This window comes from Lysobacter enzymogenes, from assembly GCF_017168095.1.
In the GTDB taxonomy this organism is placed as follows: Bacteria; Pseudomonadota; Gammaproteobacteria; order Xanthomonadales; family Xanthomonadaceae; genus Lysobacter; species Lysobacter enzymogenes_D.
The window spans coordinates 1-20,893 of the sequence record NZ_LXSD01000338.1; the positions used below are offsets into that span (position 1 = coordinate 1).

Sequence of the window (20,893 nt, forward strand, 5' to 3'; positions counted from 1 at the left end):
CGAGCCCGCCGCGCGCGCCGCGGTCGAACTCGACGCGGTGCGGGTCCAGGCCGAGCGTCGCGACGCCCGCGCCGCCTCGGTCGCCAGCGCCAGCCGGCTCGGCCTGGAACCGGGCGAGATTCCCGCCACCCTCGACGCGCTCGACGCCGACGACATCCAGGCGCGCGGCCTGCGCGACAGCGTCGAGGCATTGCGCGCGATACCCGGAGTGATGGCCGGCAACCTGCCCGGCCAGCCCGGCGCGGCCTCGATGCGCGGCTTCGGCTCGGGCGCGGTGTCGTATCTGTTCGACGGTGTGCGCCTGACCAGCTCGGGGTTCTCTTCGCGCAATTGGGACAGCTTCCAGTTCGAACGGGTCGACGTGCTCAAGGGCCCGGCCTCGGTACTGTACGGCGAAGGCGTGCTGGCCGGCGCGATCAATTTCGTGCCCAAGCACGCGCAGCTCGACGGCCGCAGCGGCGAGGTCCTGCTCGGCTACGGCAGCCACGGCAGCCTGCGCCTGGGCCTGGACGGCAACGCGCCGCTGAGCCCGGCCCTGGCCGTGCGCGGCGTGCTCAGCGCCAACCGCAGCGATGGCTACATCGATGATACCGCCTCGCAGGCGCAGGCCTTCAGCGGCTCGCTGCTGTGGCAGCCCGACGCGCGGCTGAGCCTGCGCGCCGCGCTGGACTACAACCGCGACGATTTCGATACCGCGTATTTCGGCGCGCCGCTGGTGCCGTTGGACGTCGCGGCCGATCCCAGCGGATTGGTCGGCAATGCGCTGGGATTGGTCGTGGACAAGGCCGCGCGAGATCGCAACTACAACGTCCGCGACGGCCGCATGGATTCGCGCTCGTGGTGGCTGCGCACGCGCCTGGACTATCGCCTGGGCGACCGCTGGAACCTCAGCAACGAAGCCAGCGTCTACGACGCGCGCCGGCGCTGGGACAACAGCGAAGACTTTACCTACGACGCCGCCAGCGGCCGCCTGCAGCGCAGCGCCGCGCGCATCCACCACGACCAGCGCGTGTGGAACCAGCGCCTGAGCTTGCGCCACGACGGTCGCCTGGGCGGGCGCCGGCATCTGTTCGCGGCCGGCTTCGAATACAGCGACACCGATTTCTTCAATCTGCGCAGGTTCGGCCGCGCCGGGTCGGTCGACTTGCTGGCGCAAGAGCGCGGCACCCTGCCGCCGGACAATCCGCTCGACTACGGCGACGGCCGCAACGATTTCAGCACCCGGGTCAAGGTGGCGGCGCTGTTCGCCGAGGACGCGCTCAACCTCACCCCGCGCTGGCTGCTGGTCGCCGGCTTGCGTCACGAGCGGATCGAACTGCGCCGGCGCAATCTCGACCTCGACAGCGGCCGGCGCAGCGGCTTCGGCCGCGAGTTCTCGCCGACATCGTGGCGCCTGGGCAGCGTGTTCGAACTGCGCCCGCACACCCAGCTCTACGCCCAGTACAGCAGCGCGGTGCTGCCGGTGAGTTCGTTCCTGACCATCAACCAGCGCAACAACGCCTTCGATCTCAGCCACGGCGAGTCGCTCGAAGTCGGCCTGCGCAACGAACTGTTCGAGCAGCGCCTGCGGCTCACCGCCGCGGCCTACCGGCTGCGTCAGGACGACATCCTGACCCGCGACCCGCTGCAGCCGCAGATCAGCGTGCAGGACGGGCGCCAGTCCTCGCAGGGCGTGGAGCTGACGCTGAGCGCGCAGGCCGCGCCGCGCCTGCGCATCGACGCCAGCGCGGCGCTGCTGTCGTCACGCTTCGACCGCCTGCGCGAGGCCGGCGGCGCCGACCGCAGCGGCAACCGGCCGTCGAACGTGCCCGAGCGCACCGCCAGCGTCGATGCCTGGTATCGCTTCGACGGCCTGCCGCTGAGCGTTCACCTGGGCCTGCGCCACGTCGGCGATTTCTACACCGACAACGCCAACCAGTTCCGCGTGCGCGCCCACACCGTCGCCGACGCCGCGCTCGACTGGAACGGCGCCAGCGGCCGCTACACCCTGCGCGTGCGCAACCTCGGCGATGCGTTCTATGCCGACTGGTCCGGCTACAGCGCGCGCCAGGTCTACCTGGGCGCGCCGCGTAGCGTCGAGCTCAGCTACACCCGGGCGTGGCGATGAACGCTGCGGCGCACCGGCGCGGGCTCTACCGCAGCGTCTGGCGCTGGCATTTCTACGCCGGCCTGCTGGTGATGCCGCTGCTGCTGACGCTGGCGCTGACCGGCGCGGTGTATCTGTTCCACGACGAGATCGACGACGCGACCCACGCCTCGCTGCGTTTCGCGCCGCAGCGCAGCGCCGACCTGCCGCTGTCGCGGTGGGTCGCGGCGGCGCGCGCGGCGTATCCGGGCGAGGTCACGCGCATCGACGTGCCGGCGGATCCGCGCCGCACTGCGCAGGTGTTCGTGACCCCGACGCGCGGCGAGCCGCTGCGCGTGTTCGTCGACCCGGGCAGCGCACACGTGCACGGCGCCTTCGTCTACACCCATACCCTGGTCGGCTTCGCCGACACCGTGCACGGCTCGCTGATGCTCGGCCGCGTCGGCGATGCGCTGGTGGAACTGGCCGCGTGCTGGGCGCTGCTGCTGATCGCCACCGGCGCCTACCTGTGGTGGCCGCGCGGACGCGGCTGGCGCGCCGCGCTGTGGCCCGACCGGCGCGCGCGCGGCCGCGGCTTCTGGCGCAGCCTGCACGCCAGCGTCGGCGCCTGGACCGCCGCGCTGATCGTGTTCCTGATCCTCACCGGCCTGCCCTGGGCCGGAGTCTGGGGCGATCTGTTGCGCGCCGGTCTGCAGCCGCTGGGGCTGGGGTATCCGGCCGAACACCGTCATCACGCCGCCGCGCCACGGGTCGGACAGGCGGTGAGCGATGCGCCGTGGACGCTGCGCGACGCGCCGTTGCCGGCGTCGCATGCGCACCACCACGGCGGCGATGGTGCACGCGACATCGGCATCGACGCAGTCGCGCGCACCCTGGCCGCGCGCGGGCTGCGCGCCGACTATCGGCTGTCGCTGCCGCGCGGCGCCGACGGCGTCTATACCGCGGTGGTCTATCCCGACCGGCCGCAGGGCCAGCGCACCGTGCACGTCGACCGCTATACCGGCGCGATCGCCGGCGATACCGGCTTCGCCGACTACGGCCTGGGAGCGAAAGCGGTGGAGCTGGGCGTGCAGTTGCACATGGGCCGCTACTTCGGCCGCGCCAACCAGATCGTGATGTTGCTGCCGTGCATCGGCATCGTCGTGCTCAGCCTCAGCGGCGCGTGGATGTGGTGGCGGAGGCGTCCGCGCGGGCGCCTGGGCGCGCCGCCGGCGCCCGCGCCGGCGCGGCTGCGCACGGTCGCGGCGATCGCGCTGGGCTGCGGCCTGCTGTTCCCGTTGTTGGGCGCGTCGCTGCTGCTGGTGTACGCGCTGGACCGGCTGCTGATCGCGCGGGTGCCGCGCTGGGCGGCGTTCGTGCATTGAGCCGTTGCGGGAGGGCCTTCAGGCCCGACGCCCTGCGCTCCGGTCGCCGCGGTCTGATCCAAGCGCATCGGGCCTGAAGGCCCTCCTGCCACTGCGGCGGGGTAAAAAACGGCACCGCCGCTCGCGCGGCGATGCCGTCCCCTGCCGATCTTCCTGCGATCCGATTGCGATCGCGTGCCGACCAAAGCGACTACCGACTCCGGTCCAGCGCACCGGAGCCGGTAGCGCCACCCGTCCGGCGGCGCTGATGCTTCCGATCCGGGGTTACGGCGTCCGGGTCGGAGCCTCGTCGCACCACGTCGTCGGCTGGGCCACCGCGCCCGACGGAGGGGCGGATCGCGGTGTCACGGCGGCCGGCTGCGTCGGCGGGCGACGCGGCTTGGCCTTGTTGCCGGTGCCGCGCGAGGCGGCACACGTTGGAACTTGCTCGCAGCGACACCGAATCGGCGAGCGGATGCGACGACTCGGAGCCTACTAGCGAAAAACATCGGCAAAACCTACCTTGCCTCACGTCGCTGAGCGCATTCATGCGCCTGTACCAGGCTCACCCAGGCTCACTGGATGTCATGGCGGAACGAAAAAAAGTTGCGCGGGTTTCCATCGGCGAAAACCGCAGCGTGATCGGCCAGGCGCAATCGCGGCGATGCAGAAAACGCGAGCCCCGGGCGCTTGCGCGTCCGGGGCTCGTGAAGGCGATGTCGATGCGCCGCAGGCCGCCGTCGCGGCCCGCGGTGCCGGCGATCAAACCAGGGTCAGGGTCACATCGATGTTGCCGCGGGTGGCGTTGGAGTACGGGCACACCACGTGGGCCTTCTCGATCAGCTCCTGCGCCTGCTCGCGCGGCAGGCCCGGCAGCGAGATCTTGAGTTCGGCCTGGATGCCGAAACCGGTCGGCAACGGACCGATGCCGACGCTGCCGTCGATGGCCGCATCGCTCGGGAACGCGATCTTGTCGCGGCCCGCGACGAACTTCATCGCACCCATGAAGCAGGCCGAGTAACCGGCGGCGAACAACTGCTCCGGGTTGGTGCCGTCGCCGCCGCCGCCGCCGAGTTCGCGCGGGGTGGTCAGCTTGACGTCGAGCACGTTGTCCGAAGACACGGCGCGGCCGTCGCGGCCGCCGGTGACGTGGGCGTGGGCGGTGTAGAGGACTTTTTCGAGGGACATGGCGGGGCTCCGGTTGGGGTCGGTGTTGCGGTTCGGGCTGGGATTGGCTCCGCGCAGCGCGCGGGAGGGCGGACGAAACGTAGTACGTTACTTATATCGCTGACTATTCAATAGCGTGCTACTTCTTGATGACGCGGCGACGCGCGCCGCGGCGTTCGGATCAGGCATGGCGGATCAGGCTGGCGCGCAGGGACTCGAGCTGACCCTTGAGCGCGGTGAGTTCGTCGATGCTGCAGTCTTCCAGCGCGCAGCCCATGCCTTCGGGCACGCTGCGCGCGCGGGTCTTGAGCGCGCGGCCGGCCTTGGTCAGCTCGATCACCACCTGGCGCTCGTCGCTGGCGGCGCGGGTGCGGGTCACCAGGCCCGCGGCCTCCAGGCGCTTGAGCAGCGGCGTCAGCGTGGCCGAATCGAGGAACAGGCGCTCGCCGATCTCCGACACCGTGACCCCGTCGCGTTCCCACAGCACCATCATCGCCAGGTACTGCGGGTAGGTCAGCTCCAGCTTGCCGAGCAGCTTGCGGTAGACCTTGTTGAGCGCCAGCCCGGTGGAATACAGGGCGAAGCACAGTTGGTCGTCGAGCAGCAGGGTCGGCCGCGGCGGCTGGGCCGGGGCGGTCCGGGCGGCGGTGGCGGCGGGCTTCTTCATGGGGCGCAATTTACATAGCGCGCTATTTAATAGCAAGCATCAGGCGACGGACGGCGGCGGGCCGGAGCGTTCCGCGCGTGGCGCGAATCGGGTTGGGCGGGGTTCGGCGCGAACGGGCGGGTTCGCGGTCGCGGCTTGCGCCGCTCCTACAGGGGGGCGAGCGTGGCTGCGTATCCGACTGTAGGAGCGGCGCAAGCCGCGACCGCGCCAATGCCGCTACGGCGAAACCCCGATCCCCGGCCAGCTCAACGCGCGAGCACCGGACTTCCAGGCAAATACAGATCCCCGATCTTCAACGCCGTCCGATACGGCTCGGGATCGTTGCGATTGCTCAACACCACCACGGTCAACCGCCGCTGCGGCCAACGCACGATGACGTTGCGGAACCCCATCGACTCGCCCGAATGCCACAAGGTCTCGCCGGTGATGCGCCAGCCATAGCCGTAGCCCACGTCCGGCGCATCGGTCGGCGTGTGCGCGGCGAAGGCGAGCGCGCGCGAGGCGTCGCTGAGCAGGCGCGCGTCGTACAGCGCCGCATCCCACTTGGCCAGATCGTCGATCGACGAATAGATGCCGCCGTCGCCGAGCGTCGCGCTGGTCGGGCTCTGGTCGGTGCGTCGCCAGCGCCCGTGCTCGTAGCTGTAACCGTAGGCGCGATGGGCCACGTTCGATACGCCGCGCTCGTAGGCGACGGTGTCGCGCATGCCCAGCGGCGCGAAGATGCGTTCGCGCAGGAACTCGGCGAAGCCGCGCCCGGAGGCCTTGGCCACCACCAGCGCCAGCAGCGAATAGCCGCTGTTGCTGTAGCGATAGCCGCTGCCGGGCGCGAAGTAGGTGCGGTCCTGGCCTTCGAGCACGGCCAGCACGTCGCGGTCGTGCATCTGGTGGGCGTCGGCGTCGAAGTTCGCCGGCATCACGTCTTCGTAGTCGATCAGGCCGGACTGGTGGCTGAGGACCTGGCGCAGGGTGATCGCGTCGCAGGCCTTAGGCAGGCTCGGCAGCCAGCGCCGGAGCGGATCGTCCAGGCCGAGCTTGCCGTCCTGCGCCAACAGCAGCACGGCGGCGGCGGTGAACTGCTTGCTGACCGAGGCCAGCCGGTAATTGGTCTGCGGCGTCGCTTCGATGCCGTCTTCGAGCACCGCCATCCCATAGCCGCGGCGCAGCAGCGGGCGACCGTCGCGCAGCACCAGCACGCTGGCGCCGGGGACGCGGCCGCGGTAATCGGCGAGCAAGCCATCGACCGCGCGTTCGGCGCGCGCATCGTCCGCCGCGCCTTGCTCCGTTACGCGCGTCGGCGCACCGGCGCAGGCCGCCGCGCCCAGGCAGGCGGCCGCGACGACGGCGAAACCTACGTTGCGCAAACCGTTCGCAGCTCCCGGCGGCAACGCCGCGCGCTTCTCATCGCTCATCGTTTCGCCCCTACCAATGGATCGTCGCAAGCCACGCAGCAAACGCGCGGTCCGAAAGCGCTGCCGCTCACGGTGATCCGCATCCTCTGCGTTCCCTTTGTTCCTCGTCGCGATCATCGCACGGGAAAATCGAACGCCACCGCCGGCGTAGGCTCCGGCTTGAACGTGTAATGCCACCACTCCAGCGGATAGTTCTCGAACCCCTCGCGCTGCATCGCCGCGCGCAGGCGCTGGCGATGGCCGCGCTGGGCCAGGCTGGCGCGCGGCGATTCGGTGTGGGCGAGTTCGTCGAAGAAATCGAAGCCGGTGCCCATGTCCAGCGGCGCATAGCCCTCGCCGCGGCGTTCGAGCACGGTCAGGTCGACGGTGGCGCCGCGGCTGTGGCCGGAGGTCGGCGAGATGTAATCGCCGAGCAGCCGGCTCTTGTCGAGCGTGGGGTAGAAGCGCGGCTTGGTCTTCTGGTCGTCGGGATCGGCGGCCCAGGCGACGAAGTCGCGCACCGCGCGCACCGGCCGGTAGCAATCGTAGATCCGCAGCCTCAGCCGCTGCGCGCGCAGTTCGCGTTCGACCCGCGCCAGCGCTTCGGCGGCGCGCCGATGCAGGTAGCAGCCGGGCCCGAGGTAGCCCGCGATCGGACGGCCGACGAAGTTGTCGCTGCCGGCGTAGCGGATCTCCAGATCGATGTCGGGCACCAGGCTGCGGATCTCGACCATGCCCGCGGCCGCGGCGTCCTGCGCGGTGGAGATGGTCGGCGCGACCGCCGCCACCGGCGCGGCGGCGCCCGGCTTGGCCGGCGCGGGACCGGACTGCGCCTGCGGCGAACGCACCGCGGCGACGCAGCCGATCAGCACCAGCAGCGCGCAGGCCTCAACCGCAATCGCCGACGCGCGCGAACGCCAGGTCTTCATAGTCGTAGCTGAAATCGGCATCCGGATCGAGCTTGCTCATGCTGAAGGCGGCTGGCTCGGCCGCGGCGGCGAAATCGATCCAGGCCTCGGCGTCGACTTCCTCCGCGTCCCAGTCGACCAGCAGGCGCGGCCCGACCCGGACGATCTTACCGCTCATCAGCGGCGACTTTCGCGAGGCGAATTCCACTTCGCCGCCGCGCGCGCACAGCGCCACCTCGCCGAACCACGGGTCGCGATAGACGCCGAGCTTGCCGCGCAGCTCGGCCGGCGCGAGCGGCCGGCGCGCGGACGTATCCGGCGCGCGGCTCGCCGCCGGCGCCTGCGCCTCGCGCTCGATCGCATCGGCGTACCAGGCCGGGCCGCGCTCGCTGTGCGGACGTCGGCCGTGCGTCTGCGTGTAACGCTGGGTCAGCACCTGATCGAACACGCTGCGCGCGTCGCCCGCATCGCCGTTGATCAGCACCACGAAGCCGGCCTTGCGCTGCGGCAGCAGCGCGGTCAGCGAGTACATGCCCATCAGCGTACCGGTGTGGCCGACCTTGAACTCGCCGTCGAAATCGCTCAGGCGCCAGCCGTAGCCGTAGGCGGCGAAATGGGTGCCGGACCAGTCGCGCTGGCGCCGGCTCGGCGTCATCGGCATCTGCGCGCGCCACAGTTCGCCGCGCTGCTGCGCTGACAGCCACGGCGCGCCGTCGCGCGCGGACGCGGCCGGATCGAGCCAGGCGCGCAGCCAGCGGGTCATGTCGTCCAGGCCGCAGCGCACGCCGCCGGCCGGGTCCATCGCGGTCGCGGCGATGGTCTCGCCGTCCTCGCGCACCGGGACAAAGCGCCCGTCGCGGCGCGCGTGCGGCTGCGCCAGCGGCGCGGCCTCGGCGCGCGCGAACGCGCCGACGCGGCAGCCGTCCATGCCCAGCGGCGCGAACACCTCGCGCCGCAGCAGGTCCTCGTAAGGCGCGCCGCCCGCGGCGGCGGCGACTTCGCCGGCGACGATGTAAAGCAGGTTGTCGTAGTCGTAGCGCGAGCGGAAGCTGTGCACCGGCTTGAGATAGCGCAAGCCGTGGATCACGTCGCTGCGGGTGAAACGGTTGGGCTCGGGCCACAGCATCAGGTCGCCGGCGCCGGCGCGCAGGCCCGAGTTGTGGATCAGCAGGTCGCGCACCTGGAACTCGCGGGTGACCCAGTCCTCGTGCATGCGGAAATCCGGCAGGTACGTGGTCACCGGATCGTCCCAGCGCAGCTTGCCCGCATCGACCAGCCGCGCCAGCAGCGCGGTGGTCATCGATTTGGTGTTGGAGGCGATCTTGAACAGCGAGTCGGCGCCGACCTTGCGCCCGGAACCGGCCAGCAATTCGCCGTCGGTGCGCGCGTAGACGACTTCGCCGTCTTCCACCACCGCCAGCGCCAAACCGGGCAGACGGTAGCGCGCCTGGACCTGATCGACGATGCGGTCGAGCTCGGCGCGGCGCGCCTCGGCCGGGCTCGCCGCTGCCGCGCCGGCCGCGAACAACGAAGAAAAGAACAGGGCCGCGCAAAGCGGACCGATGCGGCGCACCGGCTCGGGCCCTGTCGAGGTAGAACGATGGCGGCTCCCGCGTGCGGGAACCGCCGGTGCCGGCGAAGCGGGAAAGCGCGTCATGCCGGCGAGCTTCACCCGGTATCGCCTCAGAAGTCCACCGACACCGTCAGCTGCGCGTAGCGCGGCGTCTGGTAGCCGGTGCCGAGGCGGTAGAACTCGTTGGCCACGCCGACGCCGGTCTCGTAGGAGTCGTCCACTTCCAGCGCGCGCTGCTGGTTGAGCAGGTTGTAGACCGCCAGCTTGACCCGCAGGTCGGCGCCGCCGAAGGAGCGCTGGTAGGTGAGGCTGGCGCCGAGGTCGAAGGTCCACGGCGTGCGCCCGCCGTAGCCGCGGCGGCGCAGCTCGTAGGTGCGCTGGGCGAAGTCCTTGGCGGTGCAGTTGGCCACGCAGACGTAGAAGCTGTGGTAGACGGTCGGGTCGAACGGATTGCCCAGGCCGAAGGCGTTGATCGGCCGGCCGGACTGCGCGTTCAAGGTCGCGCCCACGGTCCAGTTGTCGTTGATCGCGTAAGCGCCGCGCAGCTTGACCTGGTGGCGGCGGTCGTTCGGCAGCGGGCCGTCGCCGTTGAGGTTGACGAAGGGGTCGTCGAACGACTCGGTGCGGCCGGTGTTGTCGAAGCCGAAGTCCGAGTTCGACGGGCCTTCCGCGTTGCCCTCGCTCTTGGACCAGGTGTACGAGGCGTTGAACGCCCACTTGTCGTCCCAGGCGCGATCCAGCATGAACTCCAGCGCGCGGTAGGTGCGCTTGGGCTTGGCCCAGCCGCGCTCGCCGACGTAATTGCCCTTGGCGTCGTACAGCGCCCAGCCGGCGCGCGAGGTGTCGATATCGACGTAACCGTCCTTGACCCCGTCGCAGTTGGTATCGGTGTAGAGCTTGACCTTCTTGCCGGGATTGCCCATCACATAGCCGATGCCGCCGGGCTCGCCGTTGCACAGGATGCCGTTGGAGGTGATCTCCATGTCGTCGATGGCGTTGTGCAGGCGGCGGTAGATGCCGCGCACGCCCCACGACCAGGCGTCGCCGAACATCGCCTGGTAGCCCAGGATCACCTCATCCTGGTAGACCGGATCGATGTCGCCGTCGACCTTGCTGCGCTGGTCCTGCACGGTGCCGTCGCCCTGGCTGTTGTCGATCGGGCCGATCTGCGCGCCCAGGATCGGGCGGTAATAGGTCGCGCCGTTGCGCTGGAACGCCTCCAGCCCCTGCAGCGCGTAGAAGGTGCGCTCGTCGAGGAAGGCGCCGGCCTGCTTGACGTTGATCTGGTTGACGATGGGCAGGAAGTAGCGGCCGATGTTGCCGAACACCTTGGCCCGGCCGTCGCCGCGGAAGTCCCAGGCGAAGCCCAGGCGCGGGGCGATCATGTCGTCGATCTTGATGTAGGTGCTGCCGGCGCCGTTCTTGTTGTTGAACGCCTCCACGCGCACGCCGCCGTTGAGCATCAGGTCGGGCGTGACCTGCCAGTTGTCTTCGATGTAATAGGCCGAGTTGATCGTCTCGAAGGTGCCGGTGACCTCCTGCTGGCGCGCGCGCACGTAGGCGTTGACGCCGGCCGGGACCACACCGCCGTTCTCGAGCGTGGTGCCGGGCACGGTCGGGTAGATCTGGTAGAACTTGCGCGACGGCCCCGGATAGAAGCTCTCGTTGTCGGAGGTGTTGACCTCGCGGTCCAGGCCGAAGCGCAGCAGGTGGTCGCCGAGCTGCCATTCGAAGTCCAGGCGCGCGGCCTCGCGCTTGTCGGCGCCGTTCTCGATCAGCGCCGAGGACACGCAGCCGATCTGCGGATTGCCGGCCACGCGCCGGTCCTGCACCGCGTCGCAGTCCTGGTCGTTGAGGCTGCTGGCGATGCGGTCGCGCTTGTTCTCGCCGTACAGCGCCTTCATCGAGAAGTTCTCGGTCAGGTAGCCGGTGTAGGTCAGCGCCCAGTTGGTGCCGCCGACCTCGCTGTACTGGGTGTTGCTGCGCACGCCGCGGCTGCCGCGGGCGAAGTCGTACTGGTAGTTGTCGGTGGTGGTTTCGTTCTTGTCGGAGAAGGCCAGGAACTCCAGCAGGTGACTGTCGTTGATCTGCCAGTCCAGCTTGGTGCCCCAGAAGCCCTTGTCGGCCTTGCCCTTGAAGAAGGTGCTGCCGGCGTCGTTGGTGCTTTCCGGGCGGTAGTCGCGGAACTCGTACATCGCGTAGAAGAACAGCTTGTCCTTCACGATCGGCCCGGAGGCGTGCACGTTGAGGTTGGTGCGGTCGCGCTTGTCGCGGCTGGCGATGCGGAACGGGTCGCCGCTGCGGTCGTAATGGTTGTCGCCGCCCGATTGCAGCGACTTGGGCTCCCACACCAGCTCGGCGCCGTACTTGAACTCGTTGGTGCCCGACTGGGTGACGGCGTTGATGACGCCGCCGGTGGTGCGGCCGAACTCGACCGAGTAGCCGCCGGTCTTGACCTGGAATTCCTTGAAGAAGCCGAACGGCACCGAGGAGAAGCCGACGCGCTTGTAGAAGTCGGTGACGTTGAGGCCGTTGATGTAGACCGCGTTCTCCGACACCGACGAGCCGCCGAACGAGGCGCCGCCGTACTGGCCCTGGATCACGCCCGGCGCCAGCAGCGCCACCGACTGCGCGTCGCGCGCGATCGGCACGCGTTCGAGCTCGGCCTGGGTGATGTTGGTGGCCGATTCGGTCGAACGCACGTCGACCGGAGTGATCACGCGCGAGCCGATCACCTGCACCGCGGCCAGGTCGGTGGCGCCGCCGAGGTTGACGTTGGCTTCGTTGCCCAGGCTCACCACCACCTGGATCGGTTCGCCGACGCTCTGACCGTCCTTGCTCGCCTGCAGCTGGTAGGTGCCGATCGGCAGGAACGGGAAGCGGTAGTTGCCCTGGGCGTCGGCCTTGACCGTGCGGGTGAAGCCGGTGTCGGCGCTGCGCACGGTGACCTCGGCGCCGGCGGCGACGCGGCCGGACAGCGAACCGTCGGTGTTGGCCGCCAACGCCGGCAGCGCCATCGATGCGAGGCAGATCCCCATCGCCACGCACAAACCGGACTTGCGAAAGCTCTTGCCTTTCATTGCCGCACTTCCTCCCCAAAAGGTATGAGCGGTGCTGCGCCGGGTCAGTCCTTCGTCGGCAGCACCTGCGCGTGGTAGTCGTAGTCCCACTGGTCGAAGTAGAGATTTCCCCCTTCCCACTCGACCTCGCCGCGTTGCGAATCCACGGTCTCGGAACGATCGAACCGCTTGGCCGGAACGAACGGGCGGCCGTAGTCGTCGTTGTAAGCCACCCGGTACGCGTCCAGGCCGCCGAGGTAGAAGCCGGCCAGTTGCGGATCGGGCGAATCGAAGCGGCCGGTGGTGACGTCCACCGGCAGCCAGCCGTAAGGGGCCAGGTACATCCAGGCCCAGTCGTGCATGTTGGTGTAGCCGTCGTCGCCGTACACCCAGCCCGACTGCCAGCGCGCCGGGATGCCGTTGAGGCGCAGCAGCGCCATCAGCAGCAGGGTCTGCTGGCCGCAGTCGGCATGGCCGGCGTGCAGGGCGTAGTCGGAGATGTTCGAGATCGTCGAGTATTCGCGCGCGCCGGCCCACGGGATCGCATCGACCGCGGCGTAGAGCTTCTGCGCGATCCGATACGGGTTCTTCTCCTCGCCCACGACCTTGCGCGAGAACTCGCGCAACGCGGGCGTGTAGACGATATGCGGCGCGCGTTCGCCCAGGTACGGGCGGGTTTGCTCGTTCGCCGGCGCGGGCACGACTTTGTCCGGATCGATGCGGCGGTACTGGCCGAACACGGTCAGCTCGTAGCTGACCTCGAATCGGGTCGGCTGGCCGGCTTGCGCGCGCTGTTCCAGATAGACCGTGCGCTGCAGCGTCGACGCCGGCGCGATGCGGTGCGTCGCCGGCGCGCTGGCGAGAAAACGGATGCCTTCCTGCTGATGCGGCAGTTCGCGCGGATACGGCAGCCACGCGCGCACAGTCTTGCCGGCCGGCACCGCGTCGGCCTTCACCGTCAGCGCTTGAACGATGCGCACGCGCCGCGGCGCGCCGTAGCCGCGCTCCAGCGCCGCGTCGCGCACTTCGCGCTGATGATCGTTGAGCGTCTCCATCGGCCCCATGCTCAGCGGCTTGGCGTCCGCACGGCGGCGCGCCAGCGCCTGCGGGCTGAGCCGGAACAGGTTCGACGGCGCGCGCTGGAAATAGCGCTTGTCGCCGTCGATGGTCATCGATTCGAGCAGGCCCTGGCGGTCCCAGGCGTCGAACTCTTCCGGCTTGAGATCGGGAATCTGCGCGCGCAGCTTCTGTTCGGCCTGGGCGCGGTCGAGGCTGAAATCCAGGCGGATGCGGCGCATGCGTTCGCGCTGGAATTCCAGGGCGGCGCGCGCGTGCTCGTCGAGACCGCGCTGTTGCAGCGCCGCATCGATCTGCGCGCGCGCCTGCTCGAATCGGCCGGCGTCGATCGCGGCGACGACGGCGGCCAGTCGTTCGCGCGCCGCGGCCTCGCCGGCGGCGCGCGCCTGCGCTTGCACGGGAGCGACCGACACGCGCAGGCCCAGCACCAGCGCCGGCAACGCGAAGATCAGGCCGAGCGCGAGCGCACGCGTGCGCCAGCGCCCGGCGGGAGAGACGATGGCCCTCGCGCGGGGAGCGATAAACAGCAGGTCAGTCACGGGATCCATACCTGTGTCACCCACGCGGGGCCATCGGTTCATGGCTGTGTAACATGTGGATGTCAGGTGGTCAATAAATTATTCCGTATCTATTTTCTTTAGGAAGCATGTATTCTCCGGACGACCCCGGAGGCGCCGTGGCGCGTCCGGGTCGGTGCCGGAGGTCCGGCATCGGGCCTGTGAGGACGCGCGCCGACGCGCGTCCGCCGGAGCATGACGCGATGGGTATCGTCTCCAGCCGCCGACCTCGCCGCCGCGCGTCCGCGCGCTGCATCGCAGCATGCTGGTTGCTGCCGGGGCTGCTCTCGTTCGGCACGCTCTCGTTCGGCGCCGTCGCCGCGCCGGACGCCGCCCGCGGCCGCGGCATTCCCGCGACCGGGGTGATCGGCATCGAGGAGGGGCAATTGAACGCCGACTACTGGATCCGCCAGCAGGCCAAGCCCGATGCGGTGATCCTCGATGCGCGCGCGATCGCCAAGCAGAACGCGCGGCTGGCCGAGCTCGATCCGTCGGTGCACGACATCGAGCATTTGCCGGCGACGCTGACGCGCGAACGCGTGCGCGGCTGGATCGAAGCGATCTCGCAACCGCGCGACGAGCCTTTGTTCGACGAACGCGGCGACGACGTGCCGGCTTCGACGCTGCAAGGCCTGCAAGCCGACCTCGCGCTCGACAAGATTCCCGCGCAGCAGCCTACCCGCTACGGCATGGTGGTGCGCCGCGCCGACTTGCGCACCTATCCGACCCGCCTGCGCGTGTTCAACGCACGTGGCGATATCGACATCGACCGCTTCCAGGAAAGCGCGCTGTTCCCCGGCACGCCGGTGACGGTGGCGCACGAAAGCCACGACGGGAAGTACTGGTTCGTGGTCAGCCCGCTGTACGCGGCCTGGGTCGAGAAGGACCGCATCGCGCTCGGCGACAAGGCGCCGGTGTTCGCCTACACCCGCAAGACGCCGTATCTGGTCGTCACCGGCGCGACCGCGCGCACCGTGCACACGCCCGAGCAGCCCGGCGTCTCCGACGTACAACTGGAGATGGGCGTGCGCGTGCCGCTGCTGGCCGACTGGCCGGCGCAGCAACCGGTCAACGGCCAGCACCACTACGCCTCGCACGTGATCGAGCTGCCGTATCGCGACGCCGACGGCCGCCTGAAGTTCTCGCCGGCGCTGCTGCCGCGCACCGCCGACACCGCTTCCGACTACCTGCCGCTGACCCAGGCCAACCTGGTCCGCCAGGGCTTCAAGTTCTTCGGCGAACGCTACGGCTGGGGCCATTCCTACAACACCCGCGACTGCAGCGGTTTCGTTTCGGAGATCTACCGCAGCTTCGGCGTGCAACTGCCGCGCAACACCCGCGACCAGGCGGTCAGCCCGGCCTACAACCGCATCGACCTGGACGAGAAGCTGAGCCACGAGGAGCGGCTGAAGATCGTCAAGAGCCTGGAAACCGGCGACCTGATCTACATCCCCGGCCACGTGATGATGGTGGTCGGGCACCAGGACGGCTGGCCCTACGTGATCCACGACACCACCGGCATCACCTTTCGCGACCGCACCGGCGACCTGACCCGGGTCCACCTCAACGGCGTCTCGGTGACGCCGCTGGTGCCGCTGCTGTTCAACAAGGAACAGCCGACGGTGGACCGGATCACCAGCATTCAACGTATTCGTCCATGAGCCCAAGCCCGATGCATGCAGCTCTTGTGGGAGGGCCTTCAGGCCCGATGCTCTTGTCCCGGGCCGCCGCGACCTGGCACAAAAGCATCGGGCCTGAAGGCCCTCCTACCTAGCCGCCCGCTCTGCCGACTGTTTCCCTGCCGGCGCCATCGGCGCCTCACCCGAACACCACGCGCCCCACGACACCATCGACACATGAAGATCACCGACATCCGATTCGGCATGCTGCGGGTTCCGCTCAAGACGCCGTTCAAGACCGCGCTGCGCACGGTCGACACGGTCGAAGACATCGTCGTGACCGTCCACACCGACACCGGCCACATCGGCTACGGCGAAGCGCCGGCGACCGCGCCGATCACCGGCGACACCCACGGCTCGATCGTCGAGGCGATCCGCAAGTTCATCTCGCCGCGCCTGATCGGCCAGGAGATCGCCAACCTCAACCGCATCACCGGGCTGATCCAGGGCGCGATCGAGAAGAACTCCAGCGCCAAGGCGGCGGTGGAGATCGCGGTCTACGACCTGTTCGGCCAGCTCTACGGCGCGCCGCTGTACAAGATGCTCGGCGGCGGCGACCCGGTCATCACCACCGACCTGACCATCTCGGTCGACTACATCGAGAAGATGGTCGCCGACTCGATCGCCGCGGTGGATCGCGGTTTCGAATCGCTGAAGATCAAGGTCGGCAAGGACATCGGCGTCGACATCGAGCGGGTCAAGGCGATCTACGCCGCGGTCGAAGGCCGCGCGCTGCTGCGCCTGGACGCCAACCAGGGCTGGACCGCGAAGCAGGCGGTGTACGCGCTGCAGACGCTGGAAGACGCCGGCGTGCGCCTGGAACTGGTCGAGCAGCCGGTCAAGGCGCAGGACCTGGAAGGCCTCAAGTACGTCACCGACCGCGTCCACACCCCGATCATGGCCGACGAGAGCGTGTTCGGCCCGGCCGAGGTGATCGACCTGATCCGCATGCGCGCGGCCGACATCATCAACATCAAGCTGATGAAGACCGGCGGGTTGTCCAAGGCGATCCAGATCGCCGACATCGCCGCGATGTACGGCGTGGAGTGCATGATCGGCTGCATGATCGAGACGTCCATCTCGGTCGCCGCGGCGGTGCACCTGGCGGTGGCCAAGTCCAACGTCATCACCAAGGTCGACCTCGACGGCCCCTCGCTGTGCGCGTTCAACCCGGTCGACGGCGGGGTGATCTTCAACGAGTCCGAGATCACCGTCACCGACGCGCCGGGCCTGGGCATCCGCGAGATCCGCGGCCTGGAGGCGCTGGCCGCCGCCTGACCTGCGCGGCGCCGCGAAGCCGGCTACGCTGTAGGCCACCGCCGCGCCCGGGACCGGACCCCTGCCGATGTCGCCCCTGCTCAAGATCCGCTCAGAACGCGACCAGATGTCGGCGATCGAACGCCGCATCGCCGACTATCTGCTGGAAAACGCGCACCTGCTGCGCGACTACTCCTCGCAGCAGTTGGCCAACGCGCTCGGGATCAGCCAGTCCAGCGTGGTCAAGTTCAGCCAGAAGCTCGGCTTCAAGGGTTATCCGGACCTGAAGTATTCGATAGGCGAAGCGATCGCCCGCGGCGACCGCCACGACGACGGCGGCGACGCCCAGGCCGCGCCCGCCGATCCCAACCGCGCCCTGGCCGAACGCCTGTGGCACGGCAAGGCGCGCGCCGAGGAAGAGACCCGGCTGATCAACCCGCCCGAGCGCATCGAGGCCATCGCCGAGCTGATCCAGCACGCGCGCCGGGTCTACGTCATCGGCCTGGGCGAGGACGGCATCGCCGCGCGCGCGCTGTCGATGAAGCTGGCGATGATCGGCATCCTCAGCGTCCACCACTTCGACCCGGTGCTGATGGCCGCCAGCACCGCCAGCGCCGGCGCCGGCGACGTGCTGCTGGTGCTGTCCGAACAGGGCAAGCTGACTTCGCTGTGCCACCTCGCCCGCACCTTCGGCGAGAGCGGCGGCAAGGTGGTCTCGGCCACCCGCCACACCCCCAACCCGCTGCGCGCGCACGCCGACCACGCCCTGCTGGTGTCGGCCCACGACGAGCGCGCGCACATGGAGCCGTTGCTGTACCACAGCGCGCTGCAGCACCTGATGGACCTGATCTTCGTGCTGCTGTGCGAGCACGGCCAGGACCGCCTGCGCCAGCTCGACAACCATGCCGAGCGGGTGCAGGACATGCTCGATATCTGATCGCGGCGCCTGATCGCCGCGATGCTCCGCGATCTGCCTGTAGGAGCGGCGCGAGCCGCGACAACGCCAAATCGCTTACGACGACGGTTGCGGCGTGGCTGCGTTGCCGCGGTCGCGGCTCGCGCCGCGCCTACAGGGAGAAACGCGACCGCATCGCGTCTTGCCGCATCCGCGCCCACCGCTTCAGGACCAAACCGCCCATGCTCCGCTACGTCCTCGCCCTCGCCGCCGCCATGACCCTCACCGCCTGCGCCACCCGCGCCGACCGCGCCGGCGACGGCGCCGTGCAACCGCAGTTGGTGCTGGTGACCACCGCCGACTGGAACGCCACCCGGGGCCGCCTGCAGCGCTACCTGTTCGAACGCGGCCGATGGCTCGCGGTGGGCGCGCCGGTAGACGTCAGCATCGGCCGCAACGGCGCCGCCTGGGGCCGCGGCCTGCGCCCTGCGCCCGACGACGGCGGCCCGCTCAAGCGCGAAGGCGACGGCCGCGCGCCGGCCGGCCTGTTCGCCATCGGCACCGCGTTCGGCTATGGCGACAGCGCGCACACCGCACTGCCCTACGCGCCGATGAGCGCCAGCCACTACTGCATCGACGTGCCCGATTCGCCGCTGTACGACCGCATCGTCGATGCGCGCAGCATCGGCATGGACGCGGTGAAAGGTTCCACCGAACCGATGCGCCGCGACCTGCACGCCGACGGCGACCCGCGCTATCGCCTGGGCTTCGTGATCGCGCACAACCCCGCGCATGTCCCCGGCGCCGGCAGCTGCATCTTCGCCCACCTGCGCCGCGCGCCGGGCGAGCCGACCGCGGGCTGCACCGCGATGGACGACGCGGCCATGGACGCACTGCTGGCCTGGCTGCGCCCGCAGGCACGGCCGCTGTTCGCGCTGTTGCCGCAGGCGCAGTATCGGGCGGTGTGGAAGGACTGGGGGTTGCCTGAGCCTGCCGCGGGCGAATGACGGCGATCGGGTTTCGCGGGAATGACGATAGGTAGGTTGCGCGGCAGATAGGTTGCGCGGCAGATGGGTTGCGCGGCAGGTAAGTTTCGCGGCAAGCAGGCTGCGCCGCGCATCTCTCCAGCCGTCATCCCCGCGAAGGCGGGGATCCAGAGACTTCAGAGTCATGCCTCGGTAAAGCCCTGGATGTTCGGCTTCGCCGAAGTAAAGCAGAGCCCGCCTTCGCGGGAATGACGATACGTAGGCTTCGCAACAGGCAGGTTGTGCTGCCTCTGCGCGCTTACTCCGCCTTGGCCGCCTTAGCCGCCGCCCGCTGCTTCTTCTCCGCAGCCTTCGCCCGGCTCTCGTCGATGAACCGATCCACGCGCCGCTCCAGCACCGGCAGCGGCACCGAGCCCAACGCCAGCACCGCGTCGTGGAAGGCGCGGATGTCGAAGTCCGCGCCCAGCGCCTGCTCGGCCTTGGCGCGCGAGCGCTCGATGCTCATCTGGCCCAGGTAATACGACAGCGCCTGCCCCGGCCAGCCGATGTAGCGGTCGACTTCGGTCTCGACCTCGTGCTCGCTCAGCGCGGTGTTGTCGCGCAGGAACGCCAGCGCCTGCTCGCGGGTCCAGCCCAGGTGATGCACGCCGGTGTCCACCACCAGCCGGCTCGCGCGCCACATCTGGTAGGTCAGATAGCCGAAGTAATCGTAGGGCGTGTCGTACATCCCCATCTCGATGCCGAGCTTCTCGGTGTATAGCGCCCAGCCTTCGCCGTAAGCGGAGATATAGGTATAGCGGCGGAAATCCGGCAGCCCTTCGTGCTCGGCGGCCAGCGACTGCTGCAGCGAATGGCCCGGCGCGGATTCGTGCAAGGTCAGCGCCGGCAGATTGAACAGCGGGCGCGACGGCAAGTCATAGGTGTTGACCAGGTAAACGTCGCGGCCGCCGCGGCCGGCGGTGTAGAACGGCGCCAGGTCCGCCGGCACCGGCTTGATCGCGAAGCGCTGGCGCGGCAGCAGGCCGATGTAGTTGCCGATCTCGCCGTCCACGCGCTTGGCCAGCCACGAGGCGCGCATCAGCAGCTCTTCGCCGCTCTTGGGATAGAACTTGGGATCGGTGCGCAGGTAATGCAGGAATTCCGGGAAGCTGCCCTTGAACCCGGTCTTGACGATGGTCTGCTCCATCTGCGCGCGGATCTTGGCCACTTCCTCCAGGCCGATCGCGTGGATCTGCTGCGGGGTCAGATCCAGCGTGGTGAACTCGCGGATCTTGGCCCGGTAATAGTCCTCGCCGCCGGGCATCTTCTCCGCGGCCAGGGTGGTGCGCGCCTGCTGCATGTATTCGTCCTGGATGAACTTGAGCAGCTTGCGGTAGGCCGGCAGCACCGAGGCGTCGATCGCCTTGGCCGCTTCGGCGCGCAACCGCGCCTGTTCGGCGGCCGGCATGTTCGCCGGCATCTTCACGAACGGCGTGTACAGCAGGTTGTCCTCGAGCTTGGCGTCGACGACTTCCTTGATCGACACGTCGCGTCCCTTCAGCGTCACCCGCGGCACGCTGAAGCCGCGCTTGAGGCCGGCGCGCATGTTGGCGATCTGTTCGTCGAAATAGCGCGGGATGTCGCGCAACTGGCCGAGGTAGCGCTCGTAGCCCTCGACGTCGCGGATCGGCCGGCGCGCGGTGAAGCCCAGGTTGGTCCAGAACGCGCTGTCGCTGTTGAACGGCATCTCGTACTGGCGCACGCGCTGGTTGGCCAGCAGGCTCTGGACCTGCTGGCGGAACACTTCGGCGTTGACCGCGTCCTCGCCGGCGAGTCGCGCGGGGTCGATCGCGTCGAGTTCCTTGAGCACCTGTTCCCAATAGCGCTCGCGCATGGCCTGGGTGGCCGGGTCGACCTTGGGCAGGCGCGCGGCCGGCTGGCCCTGCGGGCCGTCCTCGTCGTCGCCGCCGGCGAACTGCGCCTGGCGCCATTTCCATTCGCGCGTGTACAGCGCGGTGAAGCGCGCGGCGGCGTCGCTTTGCGCGGCCTGCGCGGTTTTGTCGGCGGCGGCGGCGGTCGCGGCCTGCGCAGCCTCTGCGGGCGTCGCGCCCAGGGCCATCAGCACAGCGACGGACAGCGCGGCCAGCGGCGCGCGCACGGAGACGGATCGGATCGAAGGCATCGCGCAACTCTGCGGTGACGGGCTCAGTGCCGCGATCATGCGGCAATCGCGCGCCCGACGGATATGCCTTTTGGGCTAGGAACGCCGGCT

16 protein-coding genes are annotated in these 20,893 nt (G+C 69.4%); 7 read left to right on the top strand and 9 right to left on the bottom strand.

Annotated elements, in window-relative coordinates:
• On the top strand, positions 1-2,107 hold a 2,107-nt coding region (locus A7A76_RS12260; RefSeq protein ID WP_206411449.1), incomplete at its 5' end, for a TonB-dependent receptor.
• Entirely contained in the window at positions 2,104-3,450 is a 1,347-nt protein-coding gene (locus A7A76_RS12265) for a PepSY-associated TM helix domain-containing protein (RefSeq protein WP_206411450.1), read from the top strand. The genes A7A76_RS12260 and A7A76_RS12265, both read left to right, overlap by 4 nt.
• A gap of 544 nt (positions 3,451-3,994) precedes the next feature.
• Here the strand turns inward: A7A76_RS12265 and A7A76_RS12270 are convergent.
• The 8 genes from A7A76_RS12270 to A7A76_RS12305 form a co-directional block, all read right to left on the bottom strand.
• Positions 3,995-4,195 carry a hypothetical protein gene (locus tag A7A76_RS12270; protein WP_206411451.1) on the bottom strand — a complete coding sequence of 67 codons (201 nt, stop codon included), beginning with the start codon at positions 4,193-4,195 and terminating at the stop codon, positions 3,995-3,997.
• A complete protein-coding gene (locus A7A76_RS12275) occupies positions 4,192-4,617 on the bottom strand; it encodes an organic hydroperoxide resistance protein (protein WP_206411452.1) in 426 nt (141 codons plus the stop codon). Before A7A76_RS12275 ends, A7A76_RS12270 begins: the two co-directional genes overlap by 4 nt.
• Before the next feature lie 160 nt (positions 4,618-4,777).
• A complete protein-coding gene (locus A7A76_RS12280) occupies positions 4,778-5,263 on the bottom strand; it encodes a MarR family winged helix-turn-helix transcriptional regulator (RefSeq protein WP_206411453.1) in 486 nt (161 codons plus the stop codon).
• A 245-nt stretch (positions 5,264-5,508) separates the two neighbouring features.
• Positions 5,509-6,672 carry a serine hydrolase domain-containing protein gene (locus A7A76_RS12285; RefSeq protein WP_206411454.1) on the bottom strand — a complete coding sequence of 388 codons (1,164 nt, stop codon included), beginning with the start codon at positions 6,670-6,672 and terminating at the stop codon, positions 5,509-5,511.
• A gap of 113 nt (positions 6,673-6,785) precedes the next feature.
• The gene (locus tag A7A76_RS12290; RefSeq protein WP_241200900.1) at positions 6,786-7,580 is read right to left on the bottom strand and encodes a M15 family metallopeptidase; all 795 of its coding nucleotides are present in this window, start codon (positions 7,578-7,580) and stop codon (positions 6,786-6,788) included.
• The gene (locus A7A76_RS12295; RefSeq protein WP_343225329.1) at positions 7,540-9,132 is read right to left on the bottom strand and encodes a serine hydrolase; all 1,593 of its coding nucleotides are present in this window, start codon (positions 9,130-9,132) and stop codon (positions 7,540-7,542) included. The genes A7A76_RS12290 and A7A76_RS12295 overlap by 41 nt, the downstream gene beginning before the upstream one ends.
• A gap of 110 nt (positions 9,133-9,242) precedes the next feature.
• The gene (locus A7A76_RS12300; RefSeq protein ID WP_206411457.1) at positions 9,243-12,212 is read right to left on the bottom strand and encodes a TonB-dependent receptor; all 2,970 of its coding nucleotides are present in this window, start codon (positions 12,210-12,212) and stop codon (positions 9,243-9,245) included.
• 44 nt (positions 12,213-12,256) lie between these two features.
• The gene (locus A7A76_RS12305; protein WP_428995136.1) at positions 12,257-13,696 is read right to left on the bottom strand and encodes a transglutaminase-like domain-containing protein; all 1,440 of its coding nucleotides are present in this window, start codon (positions 13,694-13,696) and stop codon (positions 12,257-12,259) included.
• Positions 13,697-14,028: 332 nt separating this feature from the next.
• On the opposite strand from A7A76_RS12305, the gene A7A76_RS12310 reads away from it, so the two are divergent.
• The 5 genes from A7A76_RS12310 to A7A76_RS12325 all read left to right on the top strand — a co-directional run bounded on the left by A7A76_RS12310 (position 14,029) and on the right by A7A76_RS12325 (position 18,663).
• Positions 14,029-15,486: an SH3 domain-containing protein gene (locus A7A76_RS12310; RefSeq protein WP_206411459.1), complete on the top strand. Its 1,458-nt coding sequence runs from the start codon at positions 14,029-14,031 to the stop codon at positions 15,484-15,486.
• Between the two features lie 11 nt (positions 15,487-15,497).
• Positions 15,498-15,599: a DUF6053 domain-containing protein gene (locus tag A7A76_RS26570; protein ID WP_428995137.1), complete on the top strand. Its 102-nt coding sequence runs from the start codon at positions 15,498-15,500 to the stop codon at positions 15,597-15,599.
• Positions 15,600-15,681: 82 nt separating this feature from the next.
• Complete coding sequence (locus A7A76_RS12315; RefSeq protein ID WP_074861674.1) at positions 15,682-16,782, top strand: dipeptide epimerase; 1,101 nt, start codon at positions 15,682-15,684, stop codon at positions 16,780-16,782.
• A gap of 67 nt (positions 16,783-16,849) precedes the next feature.
• Positions 16,850-17,698 carry a MurR/RpiR family transcriptional regulator gene (locus A7A76_RS12320; protein ID WP_206411460.1) on the top strand — a complete coding sequence of 283 codons (849 nt, stop codon included), beginning with the start codon at positions 16,850-16,852 and terminating at the stop codon, positions 17,696-17,698.
• A 200-nt stretch (positions 17,699-17,898) separates the two neighbouring features.
• Positions 17,899-18,663 carry a L,D-transpeptidase family protein gene (locus A7A76_RS12325; protein WP_206411461.1) on the top strand — a complete coding sequence of 255 codons (765 nt, stop codon included), beginning with the start codon at positions 17,899-17,901 and terminating at the stop codon, positions 18,661-18,663.
• 277 nt (positions 18,664-18,940) lie between these two features.
• On the opposite strand, the gene A7A76_RS12330 is transcribed toward A7A76_RS12325, so the two are convergent.
• Positions 18,941-20,803, bottom strand: coding sequence for a DUF885 domain-containing protein (locus A7A76_RS12330; RefSeq protein WP_206411462.1), 1,863 nt, complete (start codon positions 20,801-20,803; stop codon positions 18,941-18,943).
• Between the last annotated feature and the right edge of the window lie 90 nt (positions 20,804-20,893).